Origin of the sequence: Streptomyces sp. SCSIO 75703 (assembly GCF_036607905.1) — a bacterium.
Taxonomy (GTDB): domain Bacteria; phylum Actinomycetota; class Actinomycetes; order Streptomycetales; family Streptomycetaceae; genus Streptomyces.
In genome coordinates, this window is the sequence record NZ_CP144555.1 from 4765647 (window position 1) to 4790238 (window position 24592).

The window sequence follows — 24592 nt, forward strand, 5'->3', positions numbered from 1 at the left end:
AGTCGGCGGTTACAGCCGACTGGGGCTTCTGTGGTTTCAGTGATATCGAGGGGGCAATGGGGAAACGCGTCTGCAAATTTAAAGCCGTCTGGGGAGTGCGTTTGTGAGGCCTTTGAGCTCGTAACACGATCTTGTTGAAGTGGCCTGGTAGGCCGTGACCGATGTGAGGATTCGGCCGTTCGGAGGGTGTGACTACCCGGCCGTGGATCGTGGACGACGACTTGTGGGCGCTGATCGAACCGCTGCTGCCGCCCTGGCCCGAGCGGTCGCCGGGGCCACGACCGGTGGCGGACCGGCTGTGTCTGCAGGGCATCCTGTACGTGCTCCACAACGACATAGCCTGGCAACTCCTGCCCTTGGAGCTGGGGTTCGGCTCTGGACAGACCTCCTGGCGCCGCCTGGAACGGTGGCAGCGGGCCGGCGTCTTCGACCAGCTGCATCGCATCCTGCTCGCCGAGCTGAACGCGGCCGGCGAACTCGACTGGTCGCGGGCGTGCGTTGACGGCTCCCACATCCGCGCGAAAAAGGGGGTGCCGACACCGGTCCGTCGCCGGTCGACCGGCGCAAGACGGGCAGCAAATACCACCTGATCTGCGACGGTCGCGGCACCCCGCTGAAAGTCATCACGACTGCGGCCAACGTCAATGACGTCGCCCAGACCCTTGCCCTGGTCGACGGCATCCCGCCCGTGGCCGGACGGCCTGGCCGTCCGCGCCGCCGTCCCGAAGCCCTGCTCGGCGACAAGGGCTACGACTCCAACCCGAACCGTGCCGAGCTGCGTCATCGGCGGATCCTGCCCGTCATCTCCCGCAAGGGATCACCGAACATCAAGGGCCTGGGCAAGCTCCGGTACGTCGTGGAGCAGACCTTCGCCCTGCTCCACCAGTTCAAGCGCCTCGCGGTCCGCTGGGAACGCCGCACCGAACTGCACGATGCCTTCGTCTCCCTGGCCTGCGGCCTGATCTGCTGGAGACGTCTCAAGAAGGCCCGATCATGATCGTGTTACGAGCTCTTTGTGCGCCGTGACGGCAGTAGTTGACGGCAACGTCAGCGGACGAGGGCAGCGCAGGGTGGCGGTTCGTCGCCATCGCCGTTGGTTGCTTCGGTGATCGTGGGGCTTCCGAGGGCGGTGCCGAGGGTGTCGATGGCGTCGCGCTGGAGGCGGAGCCTGACGTGGGCGTAGACGGTGGCGGTGACGCCGATGTGGGCGTGGCCCAACAGCTCCTTGATGACGACAAGTTAGGCGCCTTGTTCCAGGAGCAGGGTGGCGGTGGTGTGGCGAAGGTCGTGGAATCGGATGCGGCGGAGGTCGGCCTTGCGGAGGAGTGTGAGGAAGGCGCGGGTGAGGTTGGTCGGGTCGATCGGTCGGCCCTGCGCGGTGGTGAGCACGTGTCCGTTGTGCTGCCATCTGGTGCCTACGGCCTCACGTTCGAGCTTCTGCTGCTCGTGGTGGAGCTTCAGCGACTGGACGCAGCGGGTGGGGAGTGCGATGCGGCGCTCGGAGGCCCGCGTCTTGGTAGGCAGTGTGGTGGTGAGCCCGCCGGTGCTGGTGCGCTGCAAGGTTCGGCGGATCGCGGCGGTGCCAGCGTCGAGGTCGAGGTCTTCCCAGCGCAGGCCGAGGAGTTCGCCCTTGCGGAGTCCGGTGTGCAGGGCGAGTTCAAACAGCGCGTGCAACCGGTGTCCGCGCGTGGCCACGAGGAACTGGGGGGCTTCGTCGGCGGTGAGGGGTTCAAAACGTCGGGGCCGTGGGGTGCCGGAGCGGACGTTGCGGGCGACGTTTCGCGGGATCTCTTCCTCGCGGACGGCGTGCTCCAGGGCGGACTTGAGCACGGAGTGCATGCAGGCGAGCGTCAACGGGGAGAGCACCTTGTGGCAGCACTGGCCGGCGTCGCAGCAGCGAGGCTGGTCGCGTCGGACGCGATGCCGCGAGTGCAGCACTGGCAGGTGGTGCGGGGCCGGTTGAGCCGGGTGCGGATGTCCTGGCGGTGAGCTTGGCGAGGGCGTCGGTGCGGGTGGTGCCGTAGACGCGGACGCGCTTTCGGGTGCTGCCGGGGGCGAGGACGTATCCGGCGGCTTCCCAGCGGCCGTCCTTGCGCTGGTAGACGGTTCCGTCGCCGTTGGCGCGCACGCGGCGGGAGGCAGGGGTGTCGCGGGGCGTGGTCATCAGGCGGCTTCCTGTTCGAGGCGGGTGCGGATGAAGTCGGTGAGGGAGTGGGCGGGGATGCGGCGGGCGCGGCCGAGGGTGATCGAGAGGAGCTGCTTGGTGCGGAGCAGGTCGTAAACGGCGGAACGGCCGAGCTGGAGCCGGCGTGACCTGGGGCACGGTCAGCAGTTCTTCCGCCGTACTCCAGTCCCCGCCGGGCCGGGCCGGGTTCCTGCGCGTTCATCCGCAGCCCCCTTCGGCGATGAACTGGCGTTCCCGTTCCCGGTGGTGCCAGACGGCGGCTGCGAGGGGCGCGTTGCCGGGGCTGTAGCCCGAGCCCTGGTAAGCCCAGTGGCCGACGACGAGGGTGGTGTCCGGGTCGGGCTCGGGCAGGCCGGCGTGGACGCGGGCCTGTGCGGTGCGCCAGGCGCGGCGGGCGTCGCGCAGCGCGCCCAGGGTGGTGGAGTAGCTGAGGGCCGGCCCGGCTATCGGTCGTCAGGTCGCTGGGCGACGTGATGGACCGCGTGGCGAACAGCCGGGAGCCATCTCGGGTGATGACGGTGGCCCCGGCGGGCACACCCGGTCGCTTCGCCTTGTCGACCGCACGCCTGGTGCGTGTCGCCACCGTACCGGCACCGTGTCGGCGGGGGCGGGGAACGACGCGTGCCGGGTCACCGGGGGCGCACGTGCCCCGACCGTCCGGACAAACGCATGGCCGGGGCCGAGCCGACGCGGCAGGATGCCCCGCATGACCTTGCCCACTCCCGAGCTGCGCACCGCCCGCCTGCGACTGCGGCCGTTCACCGACGCCGACGCGGCGCCGCTCTACGCACTGCACAGCAGTGCTCACGTGCTGCGTTATTGGGACTCCCCGCCGTGGAGCGAACCGGCCCGCGCCCAGCGCTTCATCGCGATCTGCCGGACGATCGAGGAGGAGGGCACGGGAGCGCGGCTGGCCGTCGACCGCGCCTCCGACGGCGCGTTCATCGGCTGGTGCGGCCTGACCGGTTGGAACCCGAACTTCCGCAGCGCGTCCCTGGGCTACGTCTTCGACCCCGCCGCGTGGGGTCACGGCTACGCCACGGAGACCGCGCACGCCGTCCTGCGGTGGGCGTTCGACACCCTGGACCTGAACCGCGTCCAGGCCGAGACCGACACCCGCAACGTGGCGTCCGCCCGGGTCCTGGAGAAGCTCGGTTTCGTCCGCGAAGGCACCCTGCGCGAGGACTGCGTCGTCAACGGCGATGTCTCCGACTCCTGGGTCTTCGGCCTCCTCCGCCGCGAGTGGCACCCCACTGCCGGCCGCTAGGTGTGCTGTTCCGGGACGCCGGAGCATCCCATGGCTCACGGGGCCCGCCTGGAGCGGCACCCCTCTCATCGGCGCGCGGGTGCCGTCGCTTCTCCTGAACGCCGGATACGCCGCGATCGCGACACGGCGGAGCGGGCAGCGGTGAGATGGGGGGCCGGCTGGGTACCGCGATCCGTTGTGGCGCGTCGCCGGAGAACTGCCTCGCCGGAGACCGTCTGCCTACGGCGGTCACGGGGGCGCGCGGAATCCTGGCAGGTTCCTTGACGGCCACCGCAGACCGCCCCTAGCTCAAGCCGCCGTTGCTCTGGAGGAGTTGGGCGTTGAGCCATTGGCCTTCGGGGGAGCAGAGGAAGGCGACCAGGTGGGCGGTGTCCTGGGGGGTGCCCAGGCGGCGTAGGGGGGTGCGACGGGTGAGTTCGTCGCGGAGGTCCGCCGTCATCCAGCCGGTGTCCACCGGGCCCGGGTTGACCGCGTTGGCGGTGATGCCCAGATGAGCGAGTTCGTGCGCGGCGGCCAGGGTGATGCGGTCCAGGGCGCCCTTGCCGGCGCCGTAGGGGAGGTTTCCCACGGTGTGGTCGCTGGTCAGGCTGATGATCCGGCCGCTGCCCCAGGTGCCGGAGAAGCGGCGGCCGAACTCGCGGATCAGCAGCCACGGCGCTCGGGCGTTGACCGCGAAGTGCCGGTCGAAGCTGTCCAGGGTGGTGTCCAGCAGGCCGGAGTCGACCGACTCGCAGTGGCACATCACCAGGGCCGTCACCGGGCCCAGGGCGCTCTCCACCTCGTCGAAGAGGCGCGCCGGTGTCTCCGGGTCCGCGAGGTCGGCCTCGACGGCCAGCGTCGCCGCTCCGTGCCCGGCCAGTTCCCCGGCGATCGTCCGCCGGGCCTCCGGTTCGCCGCCCCAGGTCATGCGGTCGTCGTAGGGCGTCCAGCAGGTGAAGGCGATGTCCCAGCCCGACTCGGCCAGCCGCCGGGCGATGCCCGCGCCGATGCCCACCGTGCGGCCCACGCCGGTGATCAGGGCCAGGGGGCGGGGGACGGGGTGGGTGGGGTCGGGCTGCCGTGTCGTCACAGAGGGAGATCGTCGGTGGAGGCGGGTCTTCGTGGCAACCGTTTTTCCGCGCGCCCCCACCCACCTGTGCCGGCCCGTCGTGCCTCGTCCGCCTCCACGGCGCCCCGCCCGCCCCGCCGCGTCAGCCCGCGGTCAGCGTCTCCCGTACCGTGCCGTCCGGGGCCGCCACCAGGACCGTGGTCTGGGCGCCGCCCAGGTCGCGGACCGCGGCCAGGTCCTCGGGGGACGCCGTCTCCGCGTCCGTCACCACGGTCGCCGCTTCCAGGGAGGTCGCGCCGGACGCGACCGCCATCGCCACGGCGGTGCGCAGGGCGCTGAGCTTCAGGGAGTCCAGGGCGACGGTGCCGGCGACGTAGGTGCGGCCGGTCTCGTCGCGTACGGCGGCGCCCTCGGGGACGCCGTTGCGGGCCCGGGTGGTCCGGGCCAGGGTGATGATCTTGCGGTCCTCGGGGTCGAGCGCGCTGCTGTCGGTCATGAGCCGAGCATACGTAGCGGCCGGGGGGCCGGTCACCGCCCGGTCGGCCGACCCCCGCCGCCGTCACCGGCGACCAGGTCTGGCCACGGGCCGCCGCCCCCGGCCGCCGTCACCCGCCCCGGCCACCAGGTCTGGCCACCCTCCCCGGCGCCCGCCCCGGTACCCGCCCCGGCACTCGCCCCGGCACCCGTCCCGGCACCCGTCCCGGCACTCGCCCCGGCACCCGCCCCGGCGCCCGCCCCGGCCACCGGCCGCCGCGGGTCCGCCCCCCCCCGCCACCCGCCCCCGACGTGGGCAAGGGGTGGCGCTACCCCCGTCCCAGCCGGAGTCGTTCCGCGCGGGGCAGGCCGGCCACCACCAGGTCGTAGGAGTCCTCCACCAGTTCGCGGACGAGGCGGGCGGGGAGGGCGCCGTCGGCGGTGACGGTGTTCCAGTGGCGCTTGTTCATGTGGTAGCCCGGCACGATCAGGCCCGCGTACTCGGCGCGCAGCCGTACCGCGTCGTCCGGGTCGCACTTGAGGTTGACCGTCAGCGGGCGCGCGTCCAGGCGGGACAGGGCGAACATCTTGCCCAGCACCTTGAAGACCGACGCCTCCGGTCCGAAGGGGAACTCCTCCACCGCCGCGTTGAACGACAGGCAGAACGCGCGCAGTCCCTCGGGTGTCACTCCGCGGCCTCCGTCGTCTCGGGGGCCGTCGTGCCGACCGGCTCCACCAGCACCGTCACGATCTTGTTCCGCCGGCCCGCCGCGGACTCCGCGGTCAGCCGCAGTCGCCGCCCGTCGGGCAGTTCGACCACGGCCGAGGCGCCCGCGATCGGCACCCGGCCGAGCGCCTTCGCCAGCAGGCCGCCGACCGTCTCCACGTCCTCGTCGTCGAACTCCAGGCCGTACAGCTCGCCCAGGTCGCCCAGGTCCAGCCGGGAGGTGACCCGGAACCGGCCCTCGCCGAGGACCTCCACCGGCGGCAGCTCCCGGTCGTACTCGTCGGTGATCTCGCCGACGATCTCCTCCAGGACGTCCTCGATGGTGACGATGCCGGCCGTGCCGCCGTACTCGTCGATGACGACGGCGACGTGCTTGTGCTCCTTCTGCATCTCGCGCAGCAGGTCGCCCGCGTTCTTCGTGTCCGGTACGAAGTAGGCGGGCCGCATCGCGGTGGAGACCAGCTCGTTCTCCGCGTCGCGGTTGATGTGGGTGCGGCGGACCAGGTCCTTGAGGTAGACGACGCCCACCACGTCGTCCTCGCTGTCGCCGGTCACCGGGATGCGGGAGAAACCGGAGCGCAGGGCGAGGGTGAGCGCCTGCCGGATGGTCTTGTACCGCTCGATGACCACGAGGTCGGTGCGCGGCACCATCACCTCGCGCACCAGCGTGTCGCCCAGTTCGAAGACCGAGTGCACCATCTTGCGCTCCTCGGCCTCGATCAGGGACTCCTTCTCCGCGAGGTCGACCAGCGCGCGCAGTTCCGCCTCCGACGCGAACGGCCCCCGGCGGAAGCCCCGCCCGGGGGTGAACGCGTTGCCGAGGAGGATCAGCAGCGAGGGCACCGGGCCCATGATCCGGTCGAGCGGCACCAGGACGTACGCCGCCGCCGTCGCGGTGTTCAGCGGGTGCTGGCGGCCGATGGTGCGCGGGGAGACCCCGACGGCGACGTACGACACCAGCACCATCACGGCGATGGCGATCACCAGTGCCTTGGCGGTGCCGTCGAACTCGCGCAGGCAGGCGTAGGTGACCAGCGCGGCGGCGGCCATCTCGCAGGCCACCCGGACCAGCAGCGCCACGTTGAGGTAGCGGGTGGGGTCGGCGGCGACGCGGGCCAGTCGGGCGCTGCCGCGCCGCCCGGACCGTACGGCCTCCTCGGCGCGGAAGCTGGAGACCCGCGCGAGTCCCGCCTCCGCGCACGCGGCGAGCCAGGCGACCACCACCAGGGCGACCGCCCCGGCGATGAGGGAGGGACTCATGACACGGTCGGCGCCGGGGACGGGCCGGTCAGGCCACGCTCCGCGCGCCAGCCGTCCACGATGGCGGCCTGGAGGCCGAACATCTCGGCCTTCTCGTCGGGCTCCTCGTGGTCGTAGCCGAGGAGGTGCAGCACACCGTGGACGGTGAGCAGTTGCAACTCCTCGTCCATGGTGTGCCGGGTCGGCGCCTCCTCGCCCTGGCGGGCGGCGACCTCCGGGCACAGGACGATGTCGCCGAGGAGCCCCTGCGGGGGCTCCTCCTCGTCCTTGGCCGGCGGGCGCAGCTCGTCCATCGGGAAGGACATGACATCGGTGGGTCCGGGCAGGTCCATCCACTGGATGTGGAGCTGCTCCATGGCGTCGGCGTCCACGACGATCACCGAGAGTTCGGAGAGCGGGTGGATGCGCATCCGCGTGAGCGCGTAGCGGGCGATGTCGAGGATCGCCTGCTCGTCGACCTCGGTTCCGGATTCGTTGTTGACGTCGATCGACATGGTCGTGCTGGTCTACTTCCCCTTGGCCTTGGCACCGCGCCCCTGGGGGCGGGCGTCCGGCTGGACGCCGCCGTCGGTGCCGTTCCTGCTGTCGTACTGCTCGTAGGCGTCGACGATACGGCCCACCAGCCGGTGTCGTACGACGTCGTGCGACGAGAGCCGGGAGAAGTGGACGTCCTCGACGCCCTCCAGGATCTCCTGGACCTGGCGCAGACCGGACTTGGTGCCGCCGGGCAGGTCGACCTGGGTGACGTCACCGGTGATCACGATCTTCGAGTCGAAGCCGAGCCGGGTGAGGAACATCTTCATCTGCTCGGGGCTCGTGTTCTGGGCCTCGTCGAGGATGATGAAGGCGTCGTTGAGCGTCCGGCCGCGCATGTACGCCAGCGGGGCGACCTCGATGGTGCCCGCCGCCATCAGGCGGGGGATCGAGTCGGGGTCGATCATGTCGTGCAGCGCGTCGTAGAGCGGGCGCAGGTACGGGTCGATCTTCTCGTAGAGCGTGCCGGGCAGGAAGCCGAGGCGTTCGCCGGCCTCCACCGCGGGGCGGGTCAGGATGATGCGGTTGACCTGCTTGGACTGGAGGGCCTGCACGGCCTTGGCCATGGCCAGGTAGGTCTTGCCGGTGCCGGCGGGGCCGATGCCGAAGACGACGGTGTGCTTGTCGATGGCGTCGACGTACCGCTTCTGGTTCAGCGTCTTGGGGCGGATGGTGCGGCCCCGGGAGGAGAGGATGTTCTGGGTGAGGACCTCGGCCGGGGTCTCCTGGCCGTCGTTCTCCCCGTTCTCGCTCGCCTTGAGCATGGCGATCGACCGCTCCACCGCGTCCTCGGTCAGCGGCTGCCCGGTGCGCAGCACCAGCATCATCTCGTCGAAGACCCGCTGGACCAGCGCGACCTCGTGGGCGTCGCCGACGGCGCTGATCTCGTTGCCCCGGACGTGGATGTCGGTGGCCGGGAAGGACTTCTCGATCACGCGCAGCAGGGAGTCGCCGGATCCGAGGACGGTGACCATGGGGTGCCGTGCGGGGACGGTGATCTGTGCTCTGGCCTGCCCCTGCGCGGGGGTGTGGGCTGAGGGTGTCTGAGTCATGGGCCGGCGCGGTGGCCTGCGGTCCTCCTCTGCGGCGGTGGCCGCGTGACAGGTGTGGGCTCCTCGTCCCAGCCTACGACTCCCCGCGGGAGGTGCCGAGGCGATTTCCGGGGGGCGCGGGGCCGCCGGGCCGCGGCGGAGTGCCGGGGGTGGGCCGGGTGCCGGGGCGGCGGGGGTGCCGGGGTCGCTCGGTGCGCGGGCCGGGCCCGGCCGGGCACCCGGCGCCCGGCCGGCCGCGCACACCTCGTCGGCCGGGCGGTCGGGGAAGCCGGGGCCCCCGGGGGGAGTTCACCGGGGGCCGGGAGATCGGGGGCGGTGGGCGTCCGCGCCGAGGCCGGCGAGGAGGGCGACGTCCTGGTGACCGCGGTGGCAGTGGTCGCCGGCCACCGCCGCGGCGGGCCGGCCCTGATGCGGCCGGGGCGGGCGGCGAAGGCGTCCCGGCCGGGGCGCCTTCGCGCGGGTCCGCGGCGTTCGCCCTCCGGTGGGCGGAGACGGGCACGCCCGGCGGGGAGCCGCCGGGGAACCGGGGCATCGGGGCGGGCGGCGTGCCGGGGGGCCGGTCGGATGGCGGAGCACCCGTAGCGGCGGGTGACGGAGTAACGGAGCAGAGGCCCGTGCGCGGGCGGGACGCCGGGAATCCGGCCGACGTCCCGCCCGTGCTCTCAGGCGCCCTCCCGGAGCACTCGGGAGATGAGCCGGCGCTGTTCGTCGGTGAGCCGGGGGTCGGCGGCGTAGACCGTCTTCCCGTCGACGGTGATCTGGTAGCTGAACCCGTCCGGGACCCCGACGGGCGGGGTGCCCCGGCCGTCGGCGAGTGCCCGTTCGACCAGCGTGTGCCACTCGGACGCGTCGGCCCGCCCGGTGGTGTCCACCTCCGCGAAGCGCTCGATGCCCGCGAAGCCTCCTGTACGCCTTACCTGAATCCGCATGGGTCCGTGTCTAGTACGCGATCAGAGCGTGCGCACCCCGACCTGCTCCCACGCCTTGGCGACCGCCTCCCGCTCGTCGCCGTCGCCGTAGCGTTCGCGGGCGGCGCGCACCGTGGCGGTGGCGAAGTCGGTGAAGAGGGCGTCCTCCTCGAGCGCGCCGGAGGTGAGCACGTCGTACCAGATCTGTCCGGCCCGCTCCCAGGCGTGACCGCCCAGTTCGGTGGCGAGGAGGTAGAAGGCGTGGTTGGGGATGCCGGAGTTGATGTGGACGCCGCCGTTGTCCCGGCCGGTGCGCACGTAGTCGTCCATCGTGGCGGGCTGGGGGTCCTTGCCGAGGACGTCGTCGTCGTACGCGGTGCCGGGGGCCTTCATGGAGCGCAGCGCCTCGCCGGTGACGCGCGGGGCGAGGAGCCCGGCGCCGATCAGCCAGTCGGCCTCGGTGGCGGTCTGGCCGAGGGAGTACTGCTTGATCAGGGAGCCGAAGACGTCCGACACCGATTCGTTGAGGGCGCCGGACTGGCCGTAGTAGGTCAGGTTGGCGGTGTGCTGGGTGACGCCGTGGGTCAGTTCGTGGCCGATGACGTCGATCGGGAGGGTGAAGTCGAGGAAGATCTCGCCGTCGCCGTCGCCGAAGACCATCTGCTCGCCGTTCCAGAAGGCGTTGTTGTAGTCGCGGTCGTAGTGCACGGTCGCGTCGAGCGGCAGGCCCGCGCCGTCGATGGAGTCGCGGCCGTACGCCGTGAGGAACAGCTCGAAGGTGGCGCCCAGACCGGTGTAGGCGCGGTTGACGGTGGCGTCCCTGCCGGGCTCCTGGCCCTCGGTGCGCACCGTGCGGCCGGGCAGGTCGGTGCCGTGCCGGGCGTCGTGGACGGTGCGGTGGGGCTTGCCCGGCTCGGCGCCGGCGCGGGGGGCGACGGCGGCGGCGCCGATGACGGTGGTCAGGTTGCGCTGGGTGCGCTCGACGGCGTCGCGGCGGATGGTGCGCCGGGCGGGGCCGGAGAGCGCGGGGTCGTCGTGCCGGGCGAGCTTGTCGAGGACGTGGGGCGGCACGATGGCGCAGAAGACGGGCTCGGTGCCCCCGCCGGCGGCCGGCGGGGTCGGCTGTGTGGTCGGCATGGAGCAATCGTCGCAGTGCGTGACCTTGCTGTCACCATCCGCGACCGTGACGGATGAAATGCGGTGACAAGCGGGCCCGATGGCACCCTTGGGTGGTATACGGCACTTTGTGGCCGGTCGGGCGCCCTGGTCCCGCATACTGATACGGACCCGCGTGACCGGCGCGACTGGGCTACGCTGCGGACCATCATGCGTTTCGGGCTGCTTCTCCTTAGCTGCCGCGGCGAGGGCCTGTAGAGGCCGACTCCCTCCCCGCGGTGCTTGGTGGTGCGTCGTCGGCCGTCCTTCCGGACACGCGGACACCGCGGACATCAGAGGAGCCCACGCCACCATGGCCAACCGCCAGCAGCCCAGCACCATGCCCGTCGCCAAGTACCGCGGCTACGACCAGGTCGACCTGGACGGCCGCACCTGGCCCACCCGGCGGATCACCCAGGCCCCCCGCTGGCTCTCGACCGACCTGCGCGACGGCAACCAGGCCCTGATCGACCCCATGTCGCCCGCCCGCAAGCGCGCGATGTTCGACCTGCTGGTCGCCATGGGCTACAAGGAGATCGAGGTCGGCTTCCCGGCCTCCGGGCAGACCGACTACGACTTCGTCCGCTCGATCGTCGAGGACCCGGACGCCATCCCGGACGACGTGACGATCTCCGTGCTGACGCAGGCCCGCGAGGACCTGATCGAGCGCACGGTGGAGTCCCTGAAGGGCGCCCGCCGGGCCACCGTCCACCTGTACAACGCCACCGCCCCGGTCTTCCGCCGGGTCGTCTTCCGCGGCTCCAAGGACGACATCAAGCAGATCGCCGTCGACGGCACCCGCCTGGTGATGGAGTACGCGGAGAAGCTGCTGGGCCCGGAGACGGAGTTCGGCTACCAGTACAGCCCGGAGATCTTCACCGACACCGAGCTGGACTTCGCCCTGGAGGTCTGCGAGGCGGTGATGGACGTCTACCAGCCCGGACCGGGCCGCGAGATCATCCTGAACCTGCCCGCCACGGTGGAGCGTTCCACGCCGTCCACGCACGCCGACCGCTTCGAGTGGATGGGCCGCCGGCTGTCCCGCCGGGAGCACGTGTGCCTGTCGGTGCACCCGCACAACGACCGCGGCACCGCCGTGGCCGCCGCCGAGCTGGCGCTGATGGCCGGCGCCGACCGCGTCGAGGGCTGCCTGTTCGGGCAGGGCGAGCGCACCGGCAACGTCGACCTGGTCACCCTGGGCATGAACCTGTTCTCGCAGGGCGTCGACCCGCAGATCGACTTCTCGGACATCGACGAGATCCGTCGCACCTGGGAGTACTGCAACCAGATGGAGGTCCACCCGCGCCACCCGTACGTGGGCGACCTGGTCTACACGTCCTTCTCCGGCTCCCACCAGGACGCCATCAAGAAGGGCTTCGACGCCATGGAGGCCGACGCGAAGGCCCGGGGCGTCACCGTCGACGAGATCGAGTGGGCGGTCCCGTACCTGCCGATCGACCCGAAGGACGTCGGCCGCTCCTACGAGGCGGTCATCCGGGTCAACTCGCAGTCCGGCAAGGGCGGCATCGCCTACGTGCTGAAGAACGACCACAAGCTGGACCTGCCGCGCCGGATGCAGATCGAGTTCTCCAGGATCATCCAGGCGAAGACGGACGCCGAGGGCGGCGAGGTGACCCCGGCCGACATCTGGGCCGTCTTCCAGGACGAGTACCTGCCCAACCCGGACAACCCGTGGGGGCGCATCCAGGTCAAGAACGGCCAGACCACGACCGACCGCGACGGCACCGACACGCTCACCGTGGAGGCCGCGGTGGACGGCGCCGACACCGTCCTGACCGGCGCGGGCAACGGTCCGATCTCGGCCTTCTTCGACGCGCTGCAGTCCATCGGCGTGGACGTGCGCCTGCTGGACTACCAGGAGCACACGATGAGCGAGGGCGCGTCCGCGCAGGCCGCCTCCTACATCGAGTGCGCGATCGGCGACAAGGTCCTGTGGGGGATCGGAATCGACGCGAACACGACACGCGCGTCGCTGAAGGCGGTCGTCTCGGCCGTCAACCGCGCGTCCCGCTGATCATTCCGACCGGTGGTTTGGGGCCCCGCACGCCGAGCACAGGCGGGCGGGGCCCCGTCGGATACCGGCCAGATATGTGTGCAGGTCACGGAAAGGTCTCTTCCGGGGTACTGACTCCGCGTCGACGATGTGGCTAACATCACGCCAGCGCGGCGATGTTGCCGCGCGGTTACGGAGGTGCGACGTGCTGCCTGTACGGAGACGACACGGCCGGGCTGTCCGGCTCCCGCGCATCCTGGGCACCCGCACCGCCTGGACCTGCGTCGGAGACGGGGAGTTCTTCTGCCCCGGCTGCGGCGGCGACCGCAATTACCAGCGCCTGTCCGGGCGCCGCCGCCTGGCCCTGCTCGGCGTGCCCGTGCTGCCGCGCGGCGAGTGCGCGCCGGCGGTCGAGTGCGCGGCCTGCCGCCGCCGCTTCGGCACCGACGTGCTCGACCACCCGACCACGACCCGCTTCTCGGCGATGCTGCGCGACGCCGTCCGCACGGTCGCCCTCGCGGTGCTGGCCGCGGGCGGCACCGGCTCGCGCACGGCGCTGGAGACGGCCGCCGCCGCGGTGCGCGCGGCCGGCCTCGCGGACTGCGACGAGGAGCGGCTCGCCGCCCTCGTCGAGGCGCTGGAGGCGGACACCGGACGGGTGGCGGGGGAGCCCTGCGTGCCGGGGCTCGCGATAGAGCTGCACGAGTCGCTGGACCCGCTGGCCCCGCACCTGGCCGCCGCCGGACGCGAATCGATCCTGCTCCAGGGCGCCCGCATCGCGCTGGCCGACGGCCCCTACACCCCCGCCGAGCGGGACGCGCTGGCGACGGTGGGTGCGGCGCTGACCATCTGCTCGGCCGACGTGACCCGGCTGCTGGAGTCGGCCGGCACCCCCTCCTGACCGCGCCGCCGGGCGCCCGGGGAGGGGACGGGCGTCAGGCGGTGAGGTCCAGGAGCAGGATGCGCCGGTCCATGCCCGGACCGAAGTAGTCCCGGCGCAGGCCCGCGTCCGGGCCCTCGGGCGAGAAGCCGAGGGAGCGGTAGAGCAGGAGGGCGGCCCGGTTGGCCGGCTCGACGGTCAGCCGCACCCGTTCCACGCCGTCCCGGCGCAGCCGCTCCAGCACCTCGGTCATCAGCTCCCGCCCGAGCCCGCCGCGCCGCCGGTCCCGGGCCACGCACAGGCCGAGTATCCAGCTGTCCTGGCCGAGCGCCGGCGTCCGGGTGGCGGCCAGCACGTAGCCGCGCAGCCGGCCCGCGCCGTCGTCGAGGACGAGGAAGTGCTCGGCGTACATGTCCCAGAGCTGGCGGAGCAGGAAGCCGGGGTAGGCGACCTCGCGGAACACCTCCCGGTCCAGCCGGCGCAGCTCGGGCAGGTCGCACTCGCGGGCGGTGCGCAGGAGGAGCGGTGGGGTGTCCGGTAAGGGCGCCGTCCTCCCGTAGCGCTCGTGGCGGTCCCAGGAGCGTTCCAGTGGTTCGGCGGTCATGCCACCCCCAGACAGACGGGACGTGCGGACGTCAACCGGACGGTCGCCGGCACGGCCACACGATGGAATGACTGCGCATCGGTGGCGGCGGTGCCGTCCCCTGGCTAGAGTGAGCGTCCAACTTCCGTCATGCAAGGGCGAGTTCGGGTGTACAACGGTGCGCCCGGCGTGCGCCCTGCCGATACGGACTGGCGGGTTCCCCGCTGTCCGGGTGCCTTCTGGTGGCCTACCTTGCGAACAACGCCGACGCCGCTCCCGCACGGGCGTCCAACGGGGCTCGCGCGCACGGCACACGGGCCGTCCACCACCGAATGGAACACGGCAGGGTGACTATGGATCGCAACGCCGACGCGCCCTGGTCGAAATTCGATCCAGAGGTGTACGTCGACAACAACTACCGGACGCCGCTCGATGTCGATCTCCTCATCGTGCGGCTCATGCGCGACCACTTCGGCCGCTGCTTCGCGGACGGCGTCCCCGACTCGGTGCGGGGCGTCGACGTGGGCGCCGGCGCCAACCTCTACCCGGCGCTCTCGATGCTGCCGTGGTGCGAGAAGGTGCTGCTGCTGGAGTACGCGCAGCCGAACGTCGAGTACCTGGAGCGCCAGGTGTCCCCCGCGGGGTACGACTCCGTGTGGGACGCCTTCTGGGAGGTGCTCCGCGAGGCCCCGGCCTACCGGGACGTCGAACCGCGCACCCGGTGCGGGGAGATCGTCCGGGTGGAGCGGGGCAACCTGTTCGACCTGGACGGGCAGCGGCGCTGGGAGATGGGCACGATGTTCTTCGTCGCCGACTCCATGTCCGAGTGCCCCGAGGAGTTCGCGCGGGGCGTGCGCTGCTTCATGAACGCGCTGGGCGAGGGGGCGCCCTTCGCCGCCGCCTTCATGAAGGAGTCCGTCGGGTACCGGGTCGGCGACCACGCCTACCCGGCCTACCGGGTCAACGAGGAGCGCGTCAGGGAGAGCCTGGAAGCCTTCACGACCGACGTGGAGACCCACGACCTGCACCACATGGTGCGGCCGGGACACGAAGGCATCCTGCTCGCCCTGGGCCGGCGGAACGGGGAGGTTGCCACCCCGTAGGAACGGGGACATGCAGTCCACAGGCAGCAGGATCTGTGCGAAGGGTGCGGGGGATGCAGATCAAGCCACGCCAGCATCTGCTGGACATCTGGCAGGCCATGGCCCGTCACGCGTTCGACGACGGCAAGCTCGTCGGCGGCGAGAGCGACGGGCTGAGCAGCGTCGCCGACGCCGAGCGCCTGCTCTGCCTCCTCTACCCGGCCACCGAGGTCCCTGCCTTCCGCCTCGACCAGCCGGACACCACCGAACGGGACGTGCTGCGCGCCCTGGAACGGCTCGGCACCCGGCTGGAGATCCCGGCCAACCTGATCAGCGCGCTGAACCAGTTCATGCGCACCCACACCGGGCCCGACGACAGCCCCACCTTCGCCGGCGGCCACTACTTCCGCCCCAGCGGACCCGACGTCGAACTCACCCACGAGCAGGAGCAGCTCGGGGTCGTCGACTCCTACTCGATGTCCATCACGCTCTGCCTGGCCACCCTCGGCTTCCTCAAGGTCTACGAGGGCACCACCACCCGCCGCGAGGTCCGCCGGGCCGTCGAGGAACTGCGCGAGGCGACCAACGCCCGGCTCACCGCCGCGATGATCAGCCTGCTGCGCTCCTTCACCGTGAACGTCTTCGACGCCGAGTCGGAGCAGGGCAGGCGCCTCATCCAGGTCATCGGCCAGGGCGGACAGTCCGACCGGCAGGTGCTCCAGCAGTTCTCCCGCCGGCTGCGCCCGCTGCGCGCCACCATCATCGAGAGCCTGAGCCGCGGCATCCAGGTCGACGAGGGCATCCGCGACGAGAGCCAGCTCTTCGAGTGCGGCTGGGCCTGGGGCGTCGTCCACGACGCCCCCCGCGTCGTCGACCTCAACGTGCAGGTCCACGGGCAGCCCGACGGCATCGCCGACCGGCTGCCCTACGTGTACTTCACCGTGGTCGCCCTCGACGGCATCCAGGACCTCTTCTCCGAGCGCACCCTCACCCTCGGCCTGCTCGACGCCGACCAGCAGAAGCTGGCGGAGGCGCTGCGGCTGCGCTGGGAGCTGAGCCAGCAGTACTGGTCGGCCGTGGCCCGCTTCGGCACCGAGCGCTGGCCGCTGGAGGACCTGCCCTGGCAGACCACCGGACTGCGGCTGGAGTCCGAGTACTTCTCGCTGACCGTCGCCGCGATCCTCGTCCACGACCTGGTCCGCCGCAAGGCCACCGACGACGACCTCACCCGCACCGTCGCCATCATGGAGCGCCTCGCCGACCGGGGCCGGATCACCAGCCGGATGACCAGGGAGGACCCCACCATCCGGCTGCACAACCCGGGCGTCACCATGCCCCTCGCCGGCTCCGAGCGCTCCGGGAACCTGCTGCTGTGGCGGATGACGGACTTCTCCGCGCAGCTCCTCAAGCGCAGCATCCAGCTCGCCGAGCTGTCCCGGACCATCGGCGCCCAGGACCGGCTGCTGCGGCTCGCCGAGCAGACCTTCGAGCACCTGTGGGAGCGGCGCATCGAGGACGAGGACGGCGCCGGCCTCTGGGACAACGTGCGCGCCGTCTACCCGGACGCCCGGGGCGTCGGCCGCCGCCTGTCGTGGAGCATCACCGAGCGTGTCACCGAATGCCTCGTCGCCGCCCGCAACCTGTACAAGCAGCAGCCCATCCGCAGCGCCGAACTGGCCGAGCTGGCGCGGGAACTGCTCAGCGAGGCCACCCACCTGTTCGGCAAGGAGCAACTGGAGGGAGCCACCTCCCCGGACGGCAGCCGGGCCCGCACCATGCGGAGCATCGAGAACCGCCTCGACCACGCCCGCGGCCTGATCGACGACCGTCCGGCGACCGCCTTCGCGCTGGCCCTGCCGGTGCTGAGGGAACTCGACACCCTGGCCCAGGCCAGGGGAGCCGCCGCCCAGGAGGTGTGACCGTGCTCGTCTTCGCCGCCTCCGACAAGGGAGGCACCGGGCGCTCGGTGACCAGCGCCAACCTGGCGTACCAGCGCGCGCTCACCGGCGACCACGTGGCCTACGTCGACTTCGACTTCGGCTCGCCCACCGCCGCCGCCGTCTTCGACGTGCCCGGCGCCCTGCGCGGCACCGCGGAACCCGGCCTCCACTCCTACCTGGAGGGCGAGACGCCGGAGCCGGCCCGGATCGACGTGTGGCGCCAGACCGAACACCCGCAACTGCGCACCCGGCCCAACCAGTCCGGGCGCCTGGTCCTCCTGCCCGGCGACGCGGGCGGCGGCGAGTTCGCCACCGGCGAGGACGCCCTCGAACGCTGCGTCGACCTGCTGCTGCGCCTCAACAACGAGTTCGACGTGACCCTCGTCGACCTGAGCGCCGGACGCAGTTACGCGGTGGACATGGTCCTCGCCGCCACCGCCCACCCCCGGATGCGGTACGTGCCCTGCCGCTGGCTCGTCTTCCACCGCTGGACCCGCCAGCACGTCATCGCCGCCTCCGGGCTGGTCCACACCGACCACGGCATCCTGCGCGGCGGGGTGGAGCGCGGCCACGACGAGGAGACGCTGCGGGCCTCGATCCGCTTCGTGCGGGCCGCCGTGCCCGACCCCGAGTCGCCGCTGTGGGCGCAGGGTTCGCCCGCGCAGGCCGCCTGGATGCAGGCGTGCGACGAGGCGCTGCGCCGGCTCGCCGCCGAACACCGCATCGGCGACAGCGTCGTGCTCGGCGTCGTGCCGCTGGAGCCGATACTCCAGTGGCGCGAGCAACTGATCACCGAGGAGGACGTGCTCTCCACGCAGATCGCCAACAAGGAGACCCTCGAAGCGCTGGAGGAGATCGCCCGGCGCCTGACGGACGACGCGCACTGGGGGCAGCCATGACCGACGCGGTGTTCCACGAGACCGCCGCCGCCCCCCGCACCCAGGCGGTGCCCCTCGCCCACCTCTCGCTGGAGCTGGGCCACCTCTACATGGAGGACTTCGAGGCCGGCCCCGGACGGCTGCGCCGCCACTTCGCCGAGGTCCGCCCCTGGGCGGAGGCGGCCCGCGCCGCCGCCACCGCCCGCGCCGGCGCCAAACGGGCCCGGATCAGCACCTGCTTCCTCGTCGACGACTACTTCACCCGGTTCTCCAGCCCCGCCGAGGTCGTCCCGATGCTCCTCGCCGAGGCGGACCGGGCCGGGCTCGGCGTCGACTACCTGGCCCGCGAGTCCGGCTGCGCGGTCTTCGGGGAGGTGCCCGTCGCCGAGGCGGTGGCCGGCCGCATCGTCGAGTCGCCGCCGCCCGGCAGCCACGGCAACCGGCCGCCCGCCGCCCAGACCGGCTGGCTGGCCAACGGGGAGCGCAGCCCCGCCGCCCGCGCCCCGCAGGCCATGAAACGGGCCCAGGTGTGGCGCCCGCCGAAGGAGACCGCGGCCCGCCGCCACTCCGTCTTCCTCGACACCGAACTCTTCAGCGACGGACCCGACGGGCGGCGCACCTGGTCCTGCCCCTTCCTCGCCGCCGTCTGGCAACTGGCCCGGCTCGGCCTCCTGCGCCACCAGGGCGAAGCGGTCCTCACCCCCCGCCCGCACACCGGCGCCGGCTTCCCCGACGACTGGGACGACCTGCCGCCGCTGCTGCGGCTCAACCCGGCCGCGGACCCCTTCACCGCCTACCGCACCTGCTCCGTCCTGCCCAACCGCTTCCTGCCCGTCGAGCACGCCGTCCGCGTCATCCTCGACCAGACCGAGGTGGACCCCGGCGCCCTCGGGCAGGTCGCGGTCCGCGCGCGGGGCGAACGGGCGGAGCTGCCCGACTCCGTCGCCGACCGGATCTCCTACGTGTTCTACGCGGGGCCGTGAGATGCGGCCGCCCGAGACCGGCCCGCCCACCGCCCTCGTCTGCGGCGAGATCCGCACCTGCCTGCTGCCCGCGCGCCAGGCCCTCGACATCCGCTCCGCCGCCCAGTTCCTCGCCCTGCGCGCCGACGAGCGGGTCCTGCTCTCCGAGCGCCCCACGCTCTACGCGCGCTCGCCGGACACCCTGACCGGCGTCGACTGCCCGCTGCCCGCCGCCGACGGTGCCCGCGTCCGCGCCGTCGGCACCGTCGCCGCGCACGCCGTGCTCACCGAGGGCCGGGTGCTCCAGACCTCCGCCCGCTTCGGCGCCCCCGCCGCCGGCCCCGACCAGCGTCGGCCCTGGGGCCAGTACCTGGTGCGGCCCGGCACGGTCGAACCGCTCGGGAAACTGCCCCGCGAACCGGTCGCCCGGGGCGTGCTCGACGGCGGCCGCCAGGGCGACCTGGACGTCGGCCTCATCGCCGACGCGCTGCTGACCCGGCTGCTGCGCCACCCGCTGCTCGACCAGCGCCCGCCCCTGCGGTCCCGGCCCACCCGGCTGCGCTGGGCCGCCCTGCCCGCGCCCGGCGGCGCCGGACCGAGCCTGGAGCGGTTCACGCTCGCCGAGGACGAACTGCGCACCGTCCGCCTCCGCGTCCCCGAGGGCACCCCCGCCGACGAGGTCGCCGCACTCTGCGCCGACCTCGCCCTGCACGACTGGCTGCTGACCACCGTGGTCCGCACCTTCGACGGCATCCGCCTCGGCACCGGCGCGGACCGCGACGGGCCGGCCGTCCTGCGCGCGCTGCGGCCCGCCGTCGACCACCTGCTGCACCTGTGGATGCCCCGGGCCCGGGTGACCCCCGCCCTGGCCGGGCTGTGGGACCCGCTGGAGGAGCGGCCCGGCTTCACCCGCCAGTGGGACGCCCTCGTCCACCGCGTCCGCGACCAACTGGCCCTCCAGGCCATCGGCCCCGCGCGGCGGGAGGTGACACCGGCGCCCTGACCGGACGCCCCTCTTCCGCACGCCGCCCCGCACGTCCCGATCCGACGCGTATCCCAACGGGGGGAGAAGCGAGATGAACACGGCACGGTCACCCCGCCCCGACGAGACACTCCGTCCACCCGGCCCCGCGGGCGCCCCGGCGCTCACCGGTCCCAAGTCCCTCACGGGCGCCTCGCCCTGGCCGCGCCGGCTGCTGTCCGGCCTCGTCACCGGCGCCGCGCTCTGGGGCGCCGCCGCCCTGCTGAGCCCGGACAGCGGCCCGCTGCGGCAGGGCGCCACCGCCCTCCTCGGCGCCGGGGCCGTCGTCGCCCTGCACTGGCTGTACGGGCTGGACCGGCGGGCCCGGGAGGCGGCCCGCGGGCCCGACCTGCGGCTCATCGAGCACACCCGGCGCGTCGAGCACGCCCTCGCCGAACACGCCGGCACGGTCCGCGACGGCCTCGACCGCTACGACCAGGACCTCCGGGCCGGGCTCACCCGCCACATCGAGGACGTGCGCCGGCTCGTCGAGACGCACCTCGCGCAGAACCGGCGCGGCGAGCCCTACCCGCGGCTCGACCGGGCCCGCATCGACGGTGTCCCCGAACTGGCCAAGAACTTCGCCGAGGCCCTCGCGCCCGGACCCGCGATCCTCTACACCTTCGTCCGCCTGGAGATGAAGCGGGTCGTCGGCTACATGGCCGACCTCACCAACCTGACCGCGGAGTGCCCCGGCGAGAACCACGACTGGATGCTCGGCCTCACCCACGCCGCCGAGCAGACCATCTACGCCACCAGCACCAGCGTCGACCGCGAGTTCTGGAACAGCGAGCCCGCGAGCCGCTACCTCCAGGCCCAGCAGGAGGCGATCGAGCACCAGGGCGTCTGCGTCCGCCGCCTGTTCCTGCTGGCAAGCGCCCGCGAACTCGACGACCGGCTGCTGCGGCTCTGCGAGGAACAGGACCTGCTCCAGATCGAGGTCCGCGTCTCCGTCCTGCCCGAGCTGCCGCCCAACCTCCAGCGGGGCACCACGAACGACTTCATCGTCTACGACGAGCAGGTGTCGTTCGAGATCGAGCAGGACCTGCGCGACGTCAACGTCCGCACCCGGCTCATCGCCCGGCCGGACCACGTCCAGGACCGGCTGAAGCGGTTCCGGGAACTGTGGGAGGCGGGCATGGGGGTACGGGAGCTGGAGGTCCGCGTCGACGCGGAGGAGGACGGCACGTGGATGGTGGACCAGACCTGACGCACCGCAGCCGCCCGCTTCCCCACCGGTGCCGCGGGAAGAAGCGGGCCGGGCGTCAGCGCCGGGCCGGCCCGGCGTGCGGGCGAGGCGCGAGCGCGTCCCCGACGGCACCTACGAACTCCGTCCAGGCCATCGCCCCGACGACCAGCACCGGACCGGCGTCCTGCTTACTGTCCCGGACAGGCACGACGCCGGGGACCCCGTCGGCGACCTCGACGCAGCTACCACCCTCGCCGTTGCTGTAAGTGGCCTTGCGCCAGCTTGCGGCACCCGGGAAGTCGTACGCGACCTCGACACATGCCTCACCGCCGTTGCCGCCGCTGTAGCTGCTCTTGCGCCAGCGTGCGTTCGTCAGGTTGTACCTGCGCATGCTCTGTAGCCTTCCGCCGTCGCTTCGATCATGTCCAGGGACGCCTTCCGCGAGAGGGCGTCGGCCCTCAGGAGATCGTAAGCCCCTCGCGCTCCCTTTACGGCTGCTGGGTCATCCAGCAGGCTGCCGGAATTCACCCCTTCTGTATAGACAGTTGGAGGGGCGTCCTCGAACTCGTGGAGCAGCATCAGCTTGCCCATGTGCGGGTGGGCTCCGGCGGCGAACGGCAGCACCTGCATCAGGGCCGTGCGACTTCGCACCATCTCGGCGAGATGGTCCAACTGCTCGGCCATCACGTCCTCCGAGCCGACCGGCGTGCGGAGCACCGTCTCGTGCATGAGTACCCAATACACGGGCCGTGCAGCGTCCTTGAGGATCTTGGCGCGGTCCAGGCGGAGGTTGACCATGTCGTCGATCCACTCGTCCGTGGCCAGCGGGTTGTGCGACAAGTAGATCGCACGGGCGTACTCGCGGGTCTGGAGGAGACCCGGTACGACGGCAGGTGCCCACTCGTAGATACCGGTGGCCAGCCGCTCCAGTTCCGCCGTGTGGGCGAAGTAGTCGGCGAATCGCTGCTCCTTGATGAGCTTTCGCCAGAGCCGTTCGAAAAAGCCGTCGGTTTGCAGTGTCTCGTCGATCCGCTGGGCGACGTCCAACTGTGGTTTGCGAATCGCCTGTTCGAACTGGCCGATGTAACCGCCGGAGACGAATACCCGTGCGCCCAGCTCGACCTGGGTGATGCCCGCGTCCTCCCGCCGTCGCTTGAGTTCCGTGCCGAAGAACTCCCACGCCGCCTGCCGTGAACCGTTGGCCATAACCAACCCCCTTGCACTGACCCGCATTTGTAGGGCGCGGGTTGCGGCCGAGTCTAGGCACGGAGAGGCATGGTGGATGCACGAAGAGTGAAACCGGAGAAGCGAGGGGAACACGGTGAAGGCACGGCACTCGGCGCACTGCGTCGAAGAAGCGGAGGAAACGGTGAACGAATTGCGTGCGGCACTCGCCAAGGCGGGAATCACCTTGCCCTCCCTCGGGCTCGACCCGGTGAGTCTCGCGCGTGAGGCCCCCTGCCCCCTGGTGGAGCTGGGCCGGTGCTCGGTCGAGACCGCCCGGCGGCTCGCGGCGGTCCTGCGATGATGCCGCCGGTCGGGGCCCACGCGGTGGACACGGGGACCGGCCGCGTCGGCGTCGTGATGGGGCACGAGGGGCCCTACGTGCAGATGCGGCCGTACGGCGGCGGCCGGGAGTGGGACGCGGAGCCGCAGGCCGTACGGCGGGCCACGACCGCCGAGCGGCTGAGCGCGGCGACCGCGTACACGAACGCTCGGAGCCGGGGCGAGGTGCCCTGAGCGATGCGCGAGAATGGACGCCATGAGTCTGTTCCGCGACGACGGCATCGTGCTGCGCACCCAGAAGCTGGGTGAGGCGGACCGGATCATCACCCTGCTCACCCGCGGTCACGGCCGGGTACGCGCCGTGGCGCGGGGGGTGCGCCGCACGAAGTCGAAGTTCGGGGCGCGGCTGGAGCCGTTCTCCCACGTCGACGTGCAGTTCTTCGCACGGGGCAGCGAGCTGGTCGGGCGGGGGCTGCCGCTGTGCACGCAGAGCGAGACCATCGCGCCGTACGGCGGTGCCATCGTGACCGACTACGGGCGGTACACCGCCGGGACGGCCATGCTGGAGACCGCCGAGCGCTTCACCGACCACGAGGGCGAGCCGGCGGTGCAGCAGTACCTGCTGCTGGTGGGGGCGCTGCGGACGCTGGCCCGGGGCGAGCACGCGCCGGGCCTGGTCCTGGACGCGTTCCTGCTGCGCTCCCTCGCGGTCAACGGCTACGCGCCGACCTTCGGGGACTGCGCGCGGTGCGGCATGCCGGGCCCGAACCGGTTCTTCTCGGTGGGCTCGGGCGGCTCCGTCTGCGCGGAGTGCCGGGTGCCCGGCAGCGTCGTACCCTCGCCGCAGGCCCTGGAACTGCTCGGCGCGCTGCTGGCGGGGGACTGGGCGACCGCGGACGCGTGCGAGCCGCGGTACGTCAGAGAGGGCAGCGGACTGGTCTCCGCGTACCTCCACTGGCACCTGGAGCGCGGGCTGCGGTCGCTGCGGTACGTCGAGAAGTCCTAGCAAGGCCCTGGTACACACCCACAGCACGAGGAGACGAGAGACACATGGCCGTACGCGGGTTCCTGGGGCGGCAGCGCCGCGAGTACCGGACACCGGAACCGCATCCGTCCGGCGCGCGGCCCCCGCGGCTCGGCGAGCTGGTGCCGGAGCATGTGGCGATCGTCATGGACGGCAACGGGCGCTGGGCGAAGGACCGGGGGCTGCCGCGCACCGAGGGGCACAAGGTCGGGGCCGAGCGGGTGCTCGACGTGCTCCAGGGCGCGATCGAGATCGGTGTGCGGAACGTCTCGCTGTACGCCTTCTCCACGGAGAACTGGAAGCGGTCCCCCGAGGAGGTCCGCTTCCTGATGAACTTCAACCGGGACTTCATCCGCAAGTCGCGCGACAGCCTCGACGAGCTGGGCGTGCGGGTGCGCTGGGTGGGGCGGATGCCCAAGCTGTGGAAGTCGGTCGCCAAGGAGTTGCAGGTCGCCCAGGAGCAGACCGAGGACAACGACCGGCTGACCCTCTACTTCTGCATGAACTACGGCGGCCGGGCGGAGATCGCGGACGCGGCGCAGGCGATCGCCGAGGAGGTGCGGGCGGGCCGCCTCGACCCGGCCAAGGTCACCGAGAAGACGGTCGCCAAGTACCTGTACTTCCCGGACATGCCGGACGTGGACCTGTTCCTGCGGCCCAGTGGTGAGCAGCGCACGTCGAACTACCTGCTGTGGCAGAGCGCCTACGCGGAGATGGTGTTCCAGGACGTGCTGTGGCCCGACTTCGACCGGCGGGACCTGTGGCGCGCGTGCCTGGAGTTCGCCTCCCGGGACCGGCGCTTCGGCGGGGCGATCCCGAACGAGGAACTCCTCGCCATGGAGGGCCGCCTGCCGTAGCGGCCGCCGGCGGGGTGACGCGCGAAGGGCCGCGGACGCCGGGCGG

25 protein-coding genes and 3 pseudogenes are annotated in these 24592 nt (G+C 72.2%); 14 read left to right on the plus strand and 14 right to left on the minus strand.

Annotated elements, in window-relative coordinates:
* The first annotated feature begins 188 nt into the window (after nt 1-188).
* A protein-coding gene (locus tag VM636_RS20895; RefSeq protein WP_234312548.1) for an IS5 family transposase occupies nt 189-997 on the plus strand; the annotation gives its coding sequence in 2 pieces (ribosomal slippage) (nt 189-506 and nt 509-997; 807 coding nt in all).
* A gap of 50 nt (nt 998-1047) precedes the next feature.
* Here the strand turns inward: VM636_RS20895 and VM636_RS20900 are convergent.
* From VM636_RS20900 to VM636_RS20910, 3 pseudogenes are all read right to left on the minus strand, one after another.
* A pseudogene (locus tag VM636_RS20900) lies at nt 1048-2164 on the minus strand (site-specific integrase).
* Nucleotides 2164-2332 (minus strand): annotated as a pseudogene (locus tag VM636_RS20905) (helix-turn-helix domain-containing protein). Before VM636_RS20905 ends, VM636_RS20900 begins: the two co-directional pseudogenes overlap by 1 nt.
* A 51-nt stretch (nt 2333-2383) precedes the next feature.
* Nucleotides 2384-2611, minus strand: a pseudogene (locus VM636_RS20910) (replication initiator); the annotation flags it as partial.
* Nucleotides 2612-2891: 280 nt separating this feature from the next.
* Here VM636_RS20910 and VM636_RS20915 point away from each other — a divergent pair.
* Entirely contained in the window at nt 2892-3452 is a 561-nt protein-coding gene (locus tag VM636_RS20915; protein ID WP_053912503.1) for a GNAT family protein, read from the plus strand.
* Between the two features lie 283 nt (nt 3453-3735).
* On the opposite strand, the gene VM636_RS20920 is transcribed toward VM636_RS20915, so the two are convergent.
* The 8 genes from VM636_RS20920 to VM636_RS20955 form a co-directional block, all read right to left on the minus strand.
* A complete protein-coding gene (locus VM636_RS20920) occupies nt 3736-4521 on the minus strand; it encodes an SDR family oxidoreductase (protein ID WP_053912504.1) in 786 nt (261 codons plus the stop codon).
* Between the two features lie 121 nt (nt 4522-4642).
* On the minus strand, nt 4643-4996 hold the full coding sequence (locus tag VM636_RS20925; RefSeq protein WP_053912505.1) for a cytidine deaminase: 354 nt from the start codon (nt 4994-4996) through the stop codon (nt 4643-4645).
* Between the two features lie 307 nt (nt 4997-5303).
* Nucleotides 5304-5663, minus strand: coding sequence for an MmcQ/YjbR family DNA-binding protein (locus VM636_RS20930; protein ID WP_030419775.1), 360 nt, complete (start codon nt 5661-5663; stop codon nt 5304-5306).
* Nucleotides 5660-6961: a hemolysin family protein gene (locus tag VM636_RS20935; protein WP_030419774.1), complete on the minus strand. Its 1302-nt coding sequence runs from the start codon at nt 6959-6961 to the stop codon at nt 5660-5662. Before VM636_RS20935 ends, VM636_RS20930 begins: the two co-directional genes overlap by 4 nt.
* A complete protein-coding gene (gene ybeY / locus VM636_RS20940; RefSeq protein WP_030419773.1) occupies nt 6958-7455 on the minus strand; it encodes an rRNA maturation RNase YbeY in 498 nt (165 codons plus the stop codon). The genes VM636_RS20935 and ybeY overlap by 4 nt, the downstream gene beginning before the upstream one ends.
* A 12-nt stretch (nt 7456-7467) precedes the next feature.
* Nucleotides 7468-8547, minus strand: a complete 1080-nt coding sequence (locus VM636_RS20945; protein ID WP_078962470.1) for a PhoH family protein — start codon at nt 8545-8547, stop codon at nt 7468-7470.
* A 662-nt stretch (nt 8548-9209) separates the two neighbouring features.
* Entirely contained in the window at nt 9210-9476 is a 267-nt protein-coding gene (locus tag VM636_RS20950) for a protealysin inhibitor emfourin (protein ID WP_030419771.1), read from the minus strand.
* 21 nt (nt 9477-9497) lie between these two features.
* Nucleotides 9498-10592 carry a M4 family metallopeptidase gene (locus VM636_RS20955; RefSeq protein ID WP_030419770.1) on the minus strand — a complete coding sequence of 365 codons (1095 nt, stop codon included), beginning with the start codon at nt 10590-10592 and terminating at the stop codon, nt 9498-9500.
* A gap of 331 nt (nt 10593-10923) precedes the next feature.
* On the opposite strand from VM636_RS20955, the gene leuA reads away from it, so the two are divergent.
* Nucleotides 10924-12645, plus strand: a complete 1722-nt coding sequence (gene leuA, locus VM636_RS20960; protein WP_030419769.1) for a 2-isopropylmalate synthase — start codon at nt 10924-10926, stop codon at nt 12643-12645.
* 184 nt (nt 12646-12829) lie between these two features.
* Nucleotides 12830-13525, plus strand: coding sequence for a TerB family tellurite resistance protein (locus VM636_RS20965; protein ID WP_030419768.1), 696 nt, complete (start codon nt 12830-12832; stop codon nt 13523-13525).
* A 34-nt stretch (nt 13526-13559) separates the two neighbouring features.
* Here VM636_RS20965 and VM636_RS20970 read toward each other — a convergent pair whose 3' ends face one another.
* The gene (locus tag VM636_RS20970; protein ID WP_030419767.1) at nt 13560-14108 is read right to left on the minus strand and encodes a GNAT family N-acetyltransferase; all 549 of its coding nucleotides are present in this window, start codon (nt 14106-14108) and stop codon (nt 13560-13562) included.
* A 311-nt stretch (nt 14109-14419) separates the two neighbouring features.
* On the opposite strand from VM636_RS20970, the gene VM636_RS20975 reads away from it, so the two are divergent.
* The 6 genes from VM636_RS20975 (at nt 14420) to VM636_RS21000 (ending at nt 21180) form a co-directional block, all read left to right on the plus strand.
* Nucleotides 14420-15190, plus strand: coding sequence for an SCO2525 family SAM-dependent methyltransferase (locus VM636_RS20975; protein ID WP_030419766.1), 771 nt, complete (start codon nt 14420-14422; stop codon nt 15188-15190).
* Nucleotides 15191-15243: 53 nt separating this feature from the next.
* A complete protein-coding gene (locus tag VM636_RS20980) occupies nt 15244-17088 on the plus strand; it encodes an SCO2524 family protein (RefSeq protein ID WP_030419765.1) in 1845 nt (614 codons plus the stop codon).
* Between the two features lie 2 nt (nt 17089-17090).
* Nucleotides 17091-18008: an SCO2523 family variant P-loop protein gene (locus VM636_RS20985; protein ID WP_030419764.1), complete on the plus strand. Its 918-nt coding sequence runs from the start codon at nt 17091-17093 to the stop codon at nt 18006-18008.
* A complete protein-coding gene (locus VM636_RS20990; protein ID WP_030419763.1) occupies nt 18005-18970 on the plus strand; it encodes an SCO2522 family protein in 966 nt (321 codons plus the stop codon). Before VM636_RS20985 ends, VM636_RS20990 begins: the two co-directional genes overlap by 4 nt.
* Nucleotide 18971: 1 nt before the next feature.
* On the plus strand, nt 18972-19952 hold the full coding sequence (locus tag VM636_RS20995; RefSeq protein ID WP_030419762.1) for an SCO2521 family protein: 981 nt from the start codon (nt 18972-18974) through the stop codon (nt 19950-19952).
* Nucleotides 19953-20025: 73 nt separating this feature from the next.
* A complete protein-coding gene (locus tag VM636_RS21000) occupies nt 20026-21180 on the plus strand; it encodes a hypothetical protein (RefSeq protein ID WP_030419761.1) in 1155 nt (384 codons plus the stop codon).
* Between the two features lie 55 nt (nt 21181-21235).
* Here the strand turns inward: VM636_RS21000 and VM636_RS21005 are convergent, their stop codons facing one another.
* Nucleotides 21236-21550, minus strand: a complete 315-nt coding sequence (locus tag VM636_RS21005; protein ID WP_051821267.1) for a DUF397 domain-containing protein — start codon at nt 21548-21550, stop codon at nt 21236-21238.
* Nucleotides 21532-22365, minus strand: coding sequence for a helix-turn-helix transcriptional regulator (locus tag VM636_RS21010; RefSeq protein ID WP_338485332.1), 834 nt, complete (start codon nt 22363-22365; stop codon nt 21532-21534). The genes VM636_RS21005 and VM636_RS21010 overlap by 19 nt, the downstream gene beginning before the upstream one ends.
* A 115-nt stretch (nt 22366-22480) precedes the next feature.
* Here VM636_RS21010 and VM636_RS21015 point away from each other — a divergent pair, with 115 nt between their 5' ends.
* The 4 genes from VM636_RS21015 to VM636_RS21030 are packed head-to-tail and all read left to right on the plus strand — an operon-like array spanning nt 22481 to nt 24546.
* Nucleotides 22481-22687: a hypothetical protein gene (locus VM636_RS21015; RefSeq protein WP_338485334.1), complete on the plus strand. Its 207-nt coding sequence runs from the start codon at nt 22481-22483 to the stop codon at nt 22685-22687.
* On the plus strand, nt 22684-22899 hold the full coding sequence (locus VM636_RS21020) for a hypothetical protein (protein WP_030419757.1): 216 nt from the start codon (nt 22684-22686) through the stop codon (nt 22897-22899). The genes VM636_RS21015 and VM636_RS21020 overlap by 4 nt, the downstream gene beginning before the upstream one ends.
* A 22-nt stretch (nt 22900-22921) precedes the next feature.
* The gene (gene recO / locus VM636_RS21025) at nt 22922-23671 is read left to right on the plus strand and encodes a DNA repair protein RecO (RefSeq protein ID WP_030419756.1); all 750 of its coding nucleotides are present in this window, start codon (nt 22922-22924) and stop codon (nt 23669-23671) included.
* Nucleotides 23672-23715: 44 nt separating this feature from the next.
* Complete coding sequence (locus VM636_RS21030; protein WP_053912509.1) at nt 23716-24546, plus strand: isoprenyl transferase; 831 nt, start codon at nt 23716-23718, stop codon at nt 24544-24546.
* Nucleotides 24547-24592 lie beyond the last annotated feature (46 nt).

Bases quoted from the DNA above. Each gene is read 5' to 3' on its own strand.
- VM636_RS20915 (WP_053912503.1), top strand. From the start codon at position 2,892: ATGACCTTGCCCACTCCCGAGCTGCGCACCGCCCGCCTGCGACTGCGG.
- VM636_RS20925 (WP_053912505.1), bottom strand. From the start codon at position 4,996: ATGACCGACAGCAGCGCGCTCGACCCCGAGGACCGCAAGATCATCACC.
- VM636_RS20935 (WP_030419774.1), bottom strand. From the start codon at position 6,961: ATGAGTCCCTCCCTCATCGCCGGGGCGGTCGCCCTGGTGGTGGTCGCC.
- ybeY (WP_030419773.1), bottom strand. From the start codon at position 7,455: ATGTCGATCGACGTCAACAACGAATCCGGAACCGAGGTCGACGAGCAG.
- VM636_RS20945 (WP_078962470.1), bottom strand. From the start codon at position 8,547: ATGACTCAGACACCCTCAGCCCACACCCCCGCGCAGGGGCAGGCCAGA.
- VM636_RS20950 (WP_030419771.1), bottom strand. From the start codon at position 9,476: ATGCGGATTCAGGTAAGGCGTACAGGAGGCTTCGCGGGCATCGAGCGC.
- VM636_RS20955 (WP_030419770.1), bottom strand. From the start codon at position 10,592: ATGCCGACCACACAGCCGACCCCGCCGGCCGCCGGCGGGGGCACCGAG.
- leuA (WP_030419769.1), top strand. From the start codon at position 10,924: ATGGCCAACCGCCAGCAGCCCAGCACCATGCCCGTCGCCAAGTACCGC.
- VM636_RS20970 (WP_030419767.1), bottom strand. From the start codon at position 14,108: ATGACCGCCGAACCACTGGAACGCTCCTGGGACCGCCACGAGCGCTAC.
- VM636_RS20975 (WP_030419766.1), top strand. From the start codon at position 14,420: ATGGAACACGGCAGGGTGACTATGGATCGCAACGCCGACGCGCCCTGG.
- VM636_RS20980 (WP_030419765.1), top strand. From the start codon at position 15,244: ATGCAGATCAAGCCACGCCAGCATCTGCTGGACATCTGGCAGGCCATG.
- VM636_RS20990 (WP_030419763.1), top strand. From the start codon at position 18,005: ATGACCGACGCGGTGTTCCACGAGACCGCCGCCGCCCCCCGCACCCAG.
- VM636_RS20995 (WP_030419762.1), top strand. From the start codon at position 18,972: ATGCGGCCGCCCGAGACCGGCCCGCCCACCGCCCTCGTCTGCGGCGAG.
- VM636_RS21000 (WP_030419761.1), top strand. From the start codon at position 20,026: ATGAACACGGCACGGTCACCCCGCCCCGACGAGACACTCCGTCCACCC.
- VM636_RS21005 (WP_051821267.1), bottom strand. From the start codon at position 21,550: ATGCGCAGGTACAACCTGACGAACGCACGCTGGCGCAAGAGCAGCTAC.
- VM636_RS21010 (WP_338485332.1), bottom strand. From the start codon at position 22,365: ATGGCCAACGGTTCACGGCAGGCGGCGTGGGAGTTCTTCGGCACGGAA.
- VM636_RS21020 (WP_030419757.1), top strand. From the start codon at position 22,684: ATGATGCCGCCGGTCGGGGCCCACGCGGTGGACACGGGGACCGGCCGC.
- recO (WP_030419756.1), top strand. From the start codon at position 22,922: ATGAGTCTGTTCCGCGACGACGGCATCGTGCTGCGCACCCAGAAGCTG.
- VM636_RS21030 (WP_053912509.1), top strand. From the start codon at position 23,716: ATGGCCGTACGCGGGTTCCTGGGGCGGCAGCGCCGCGAGTACCGGACA.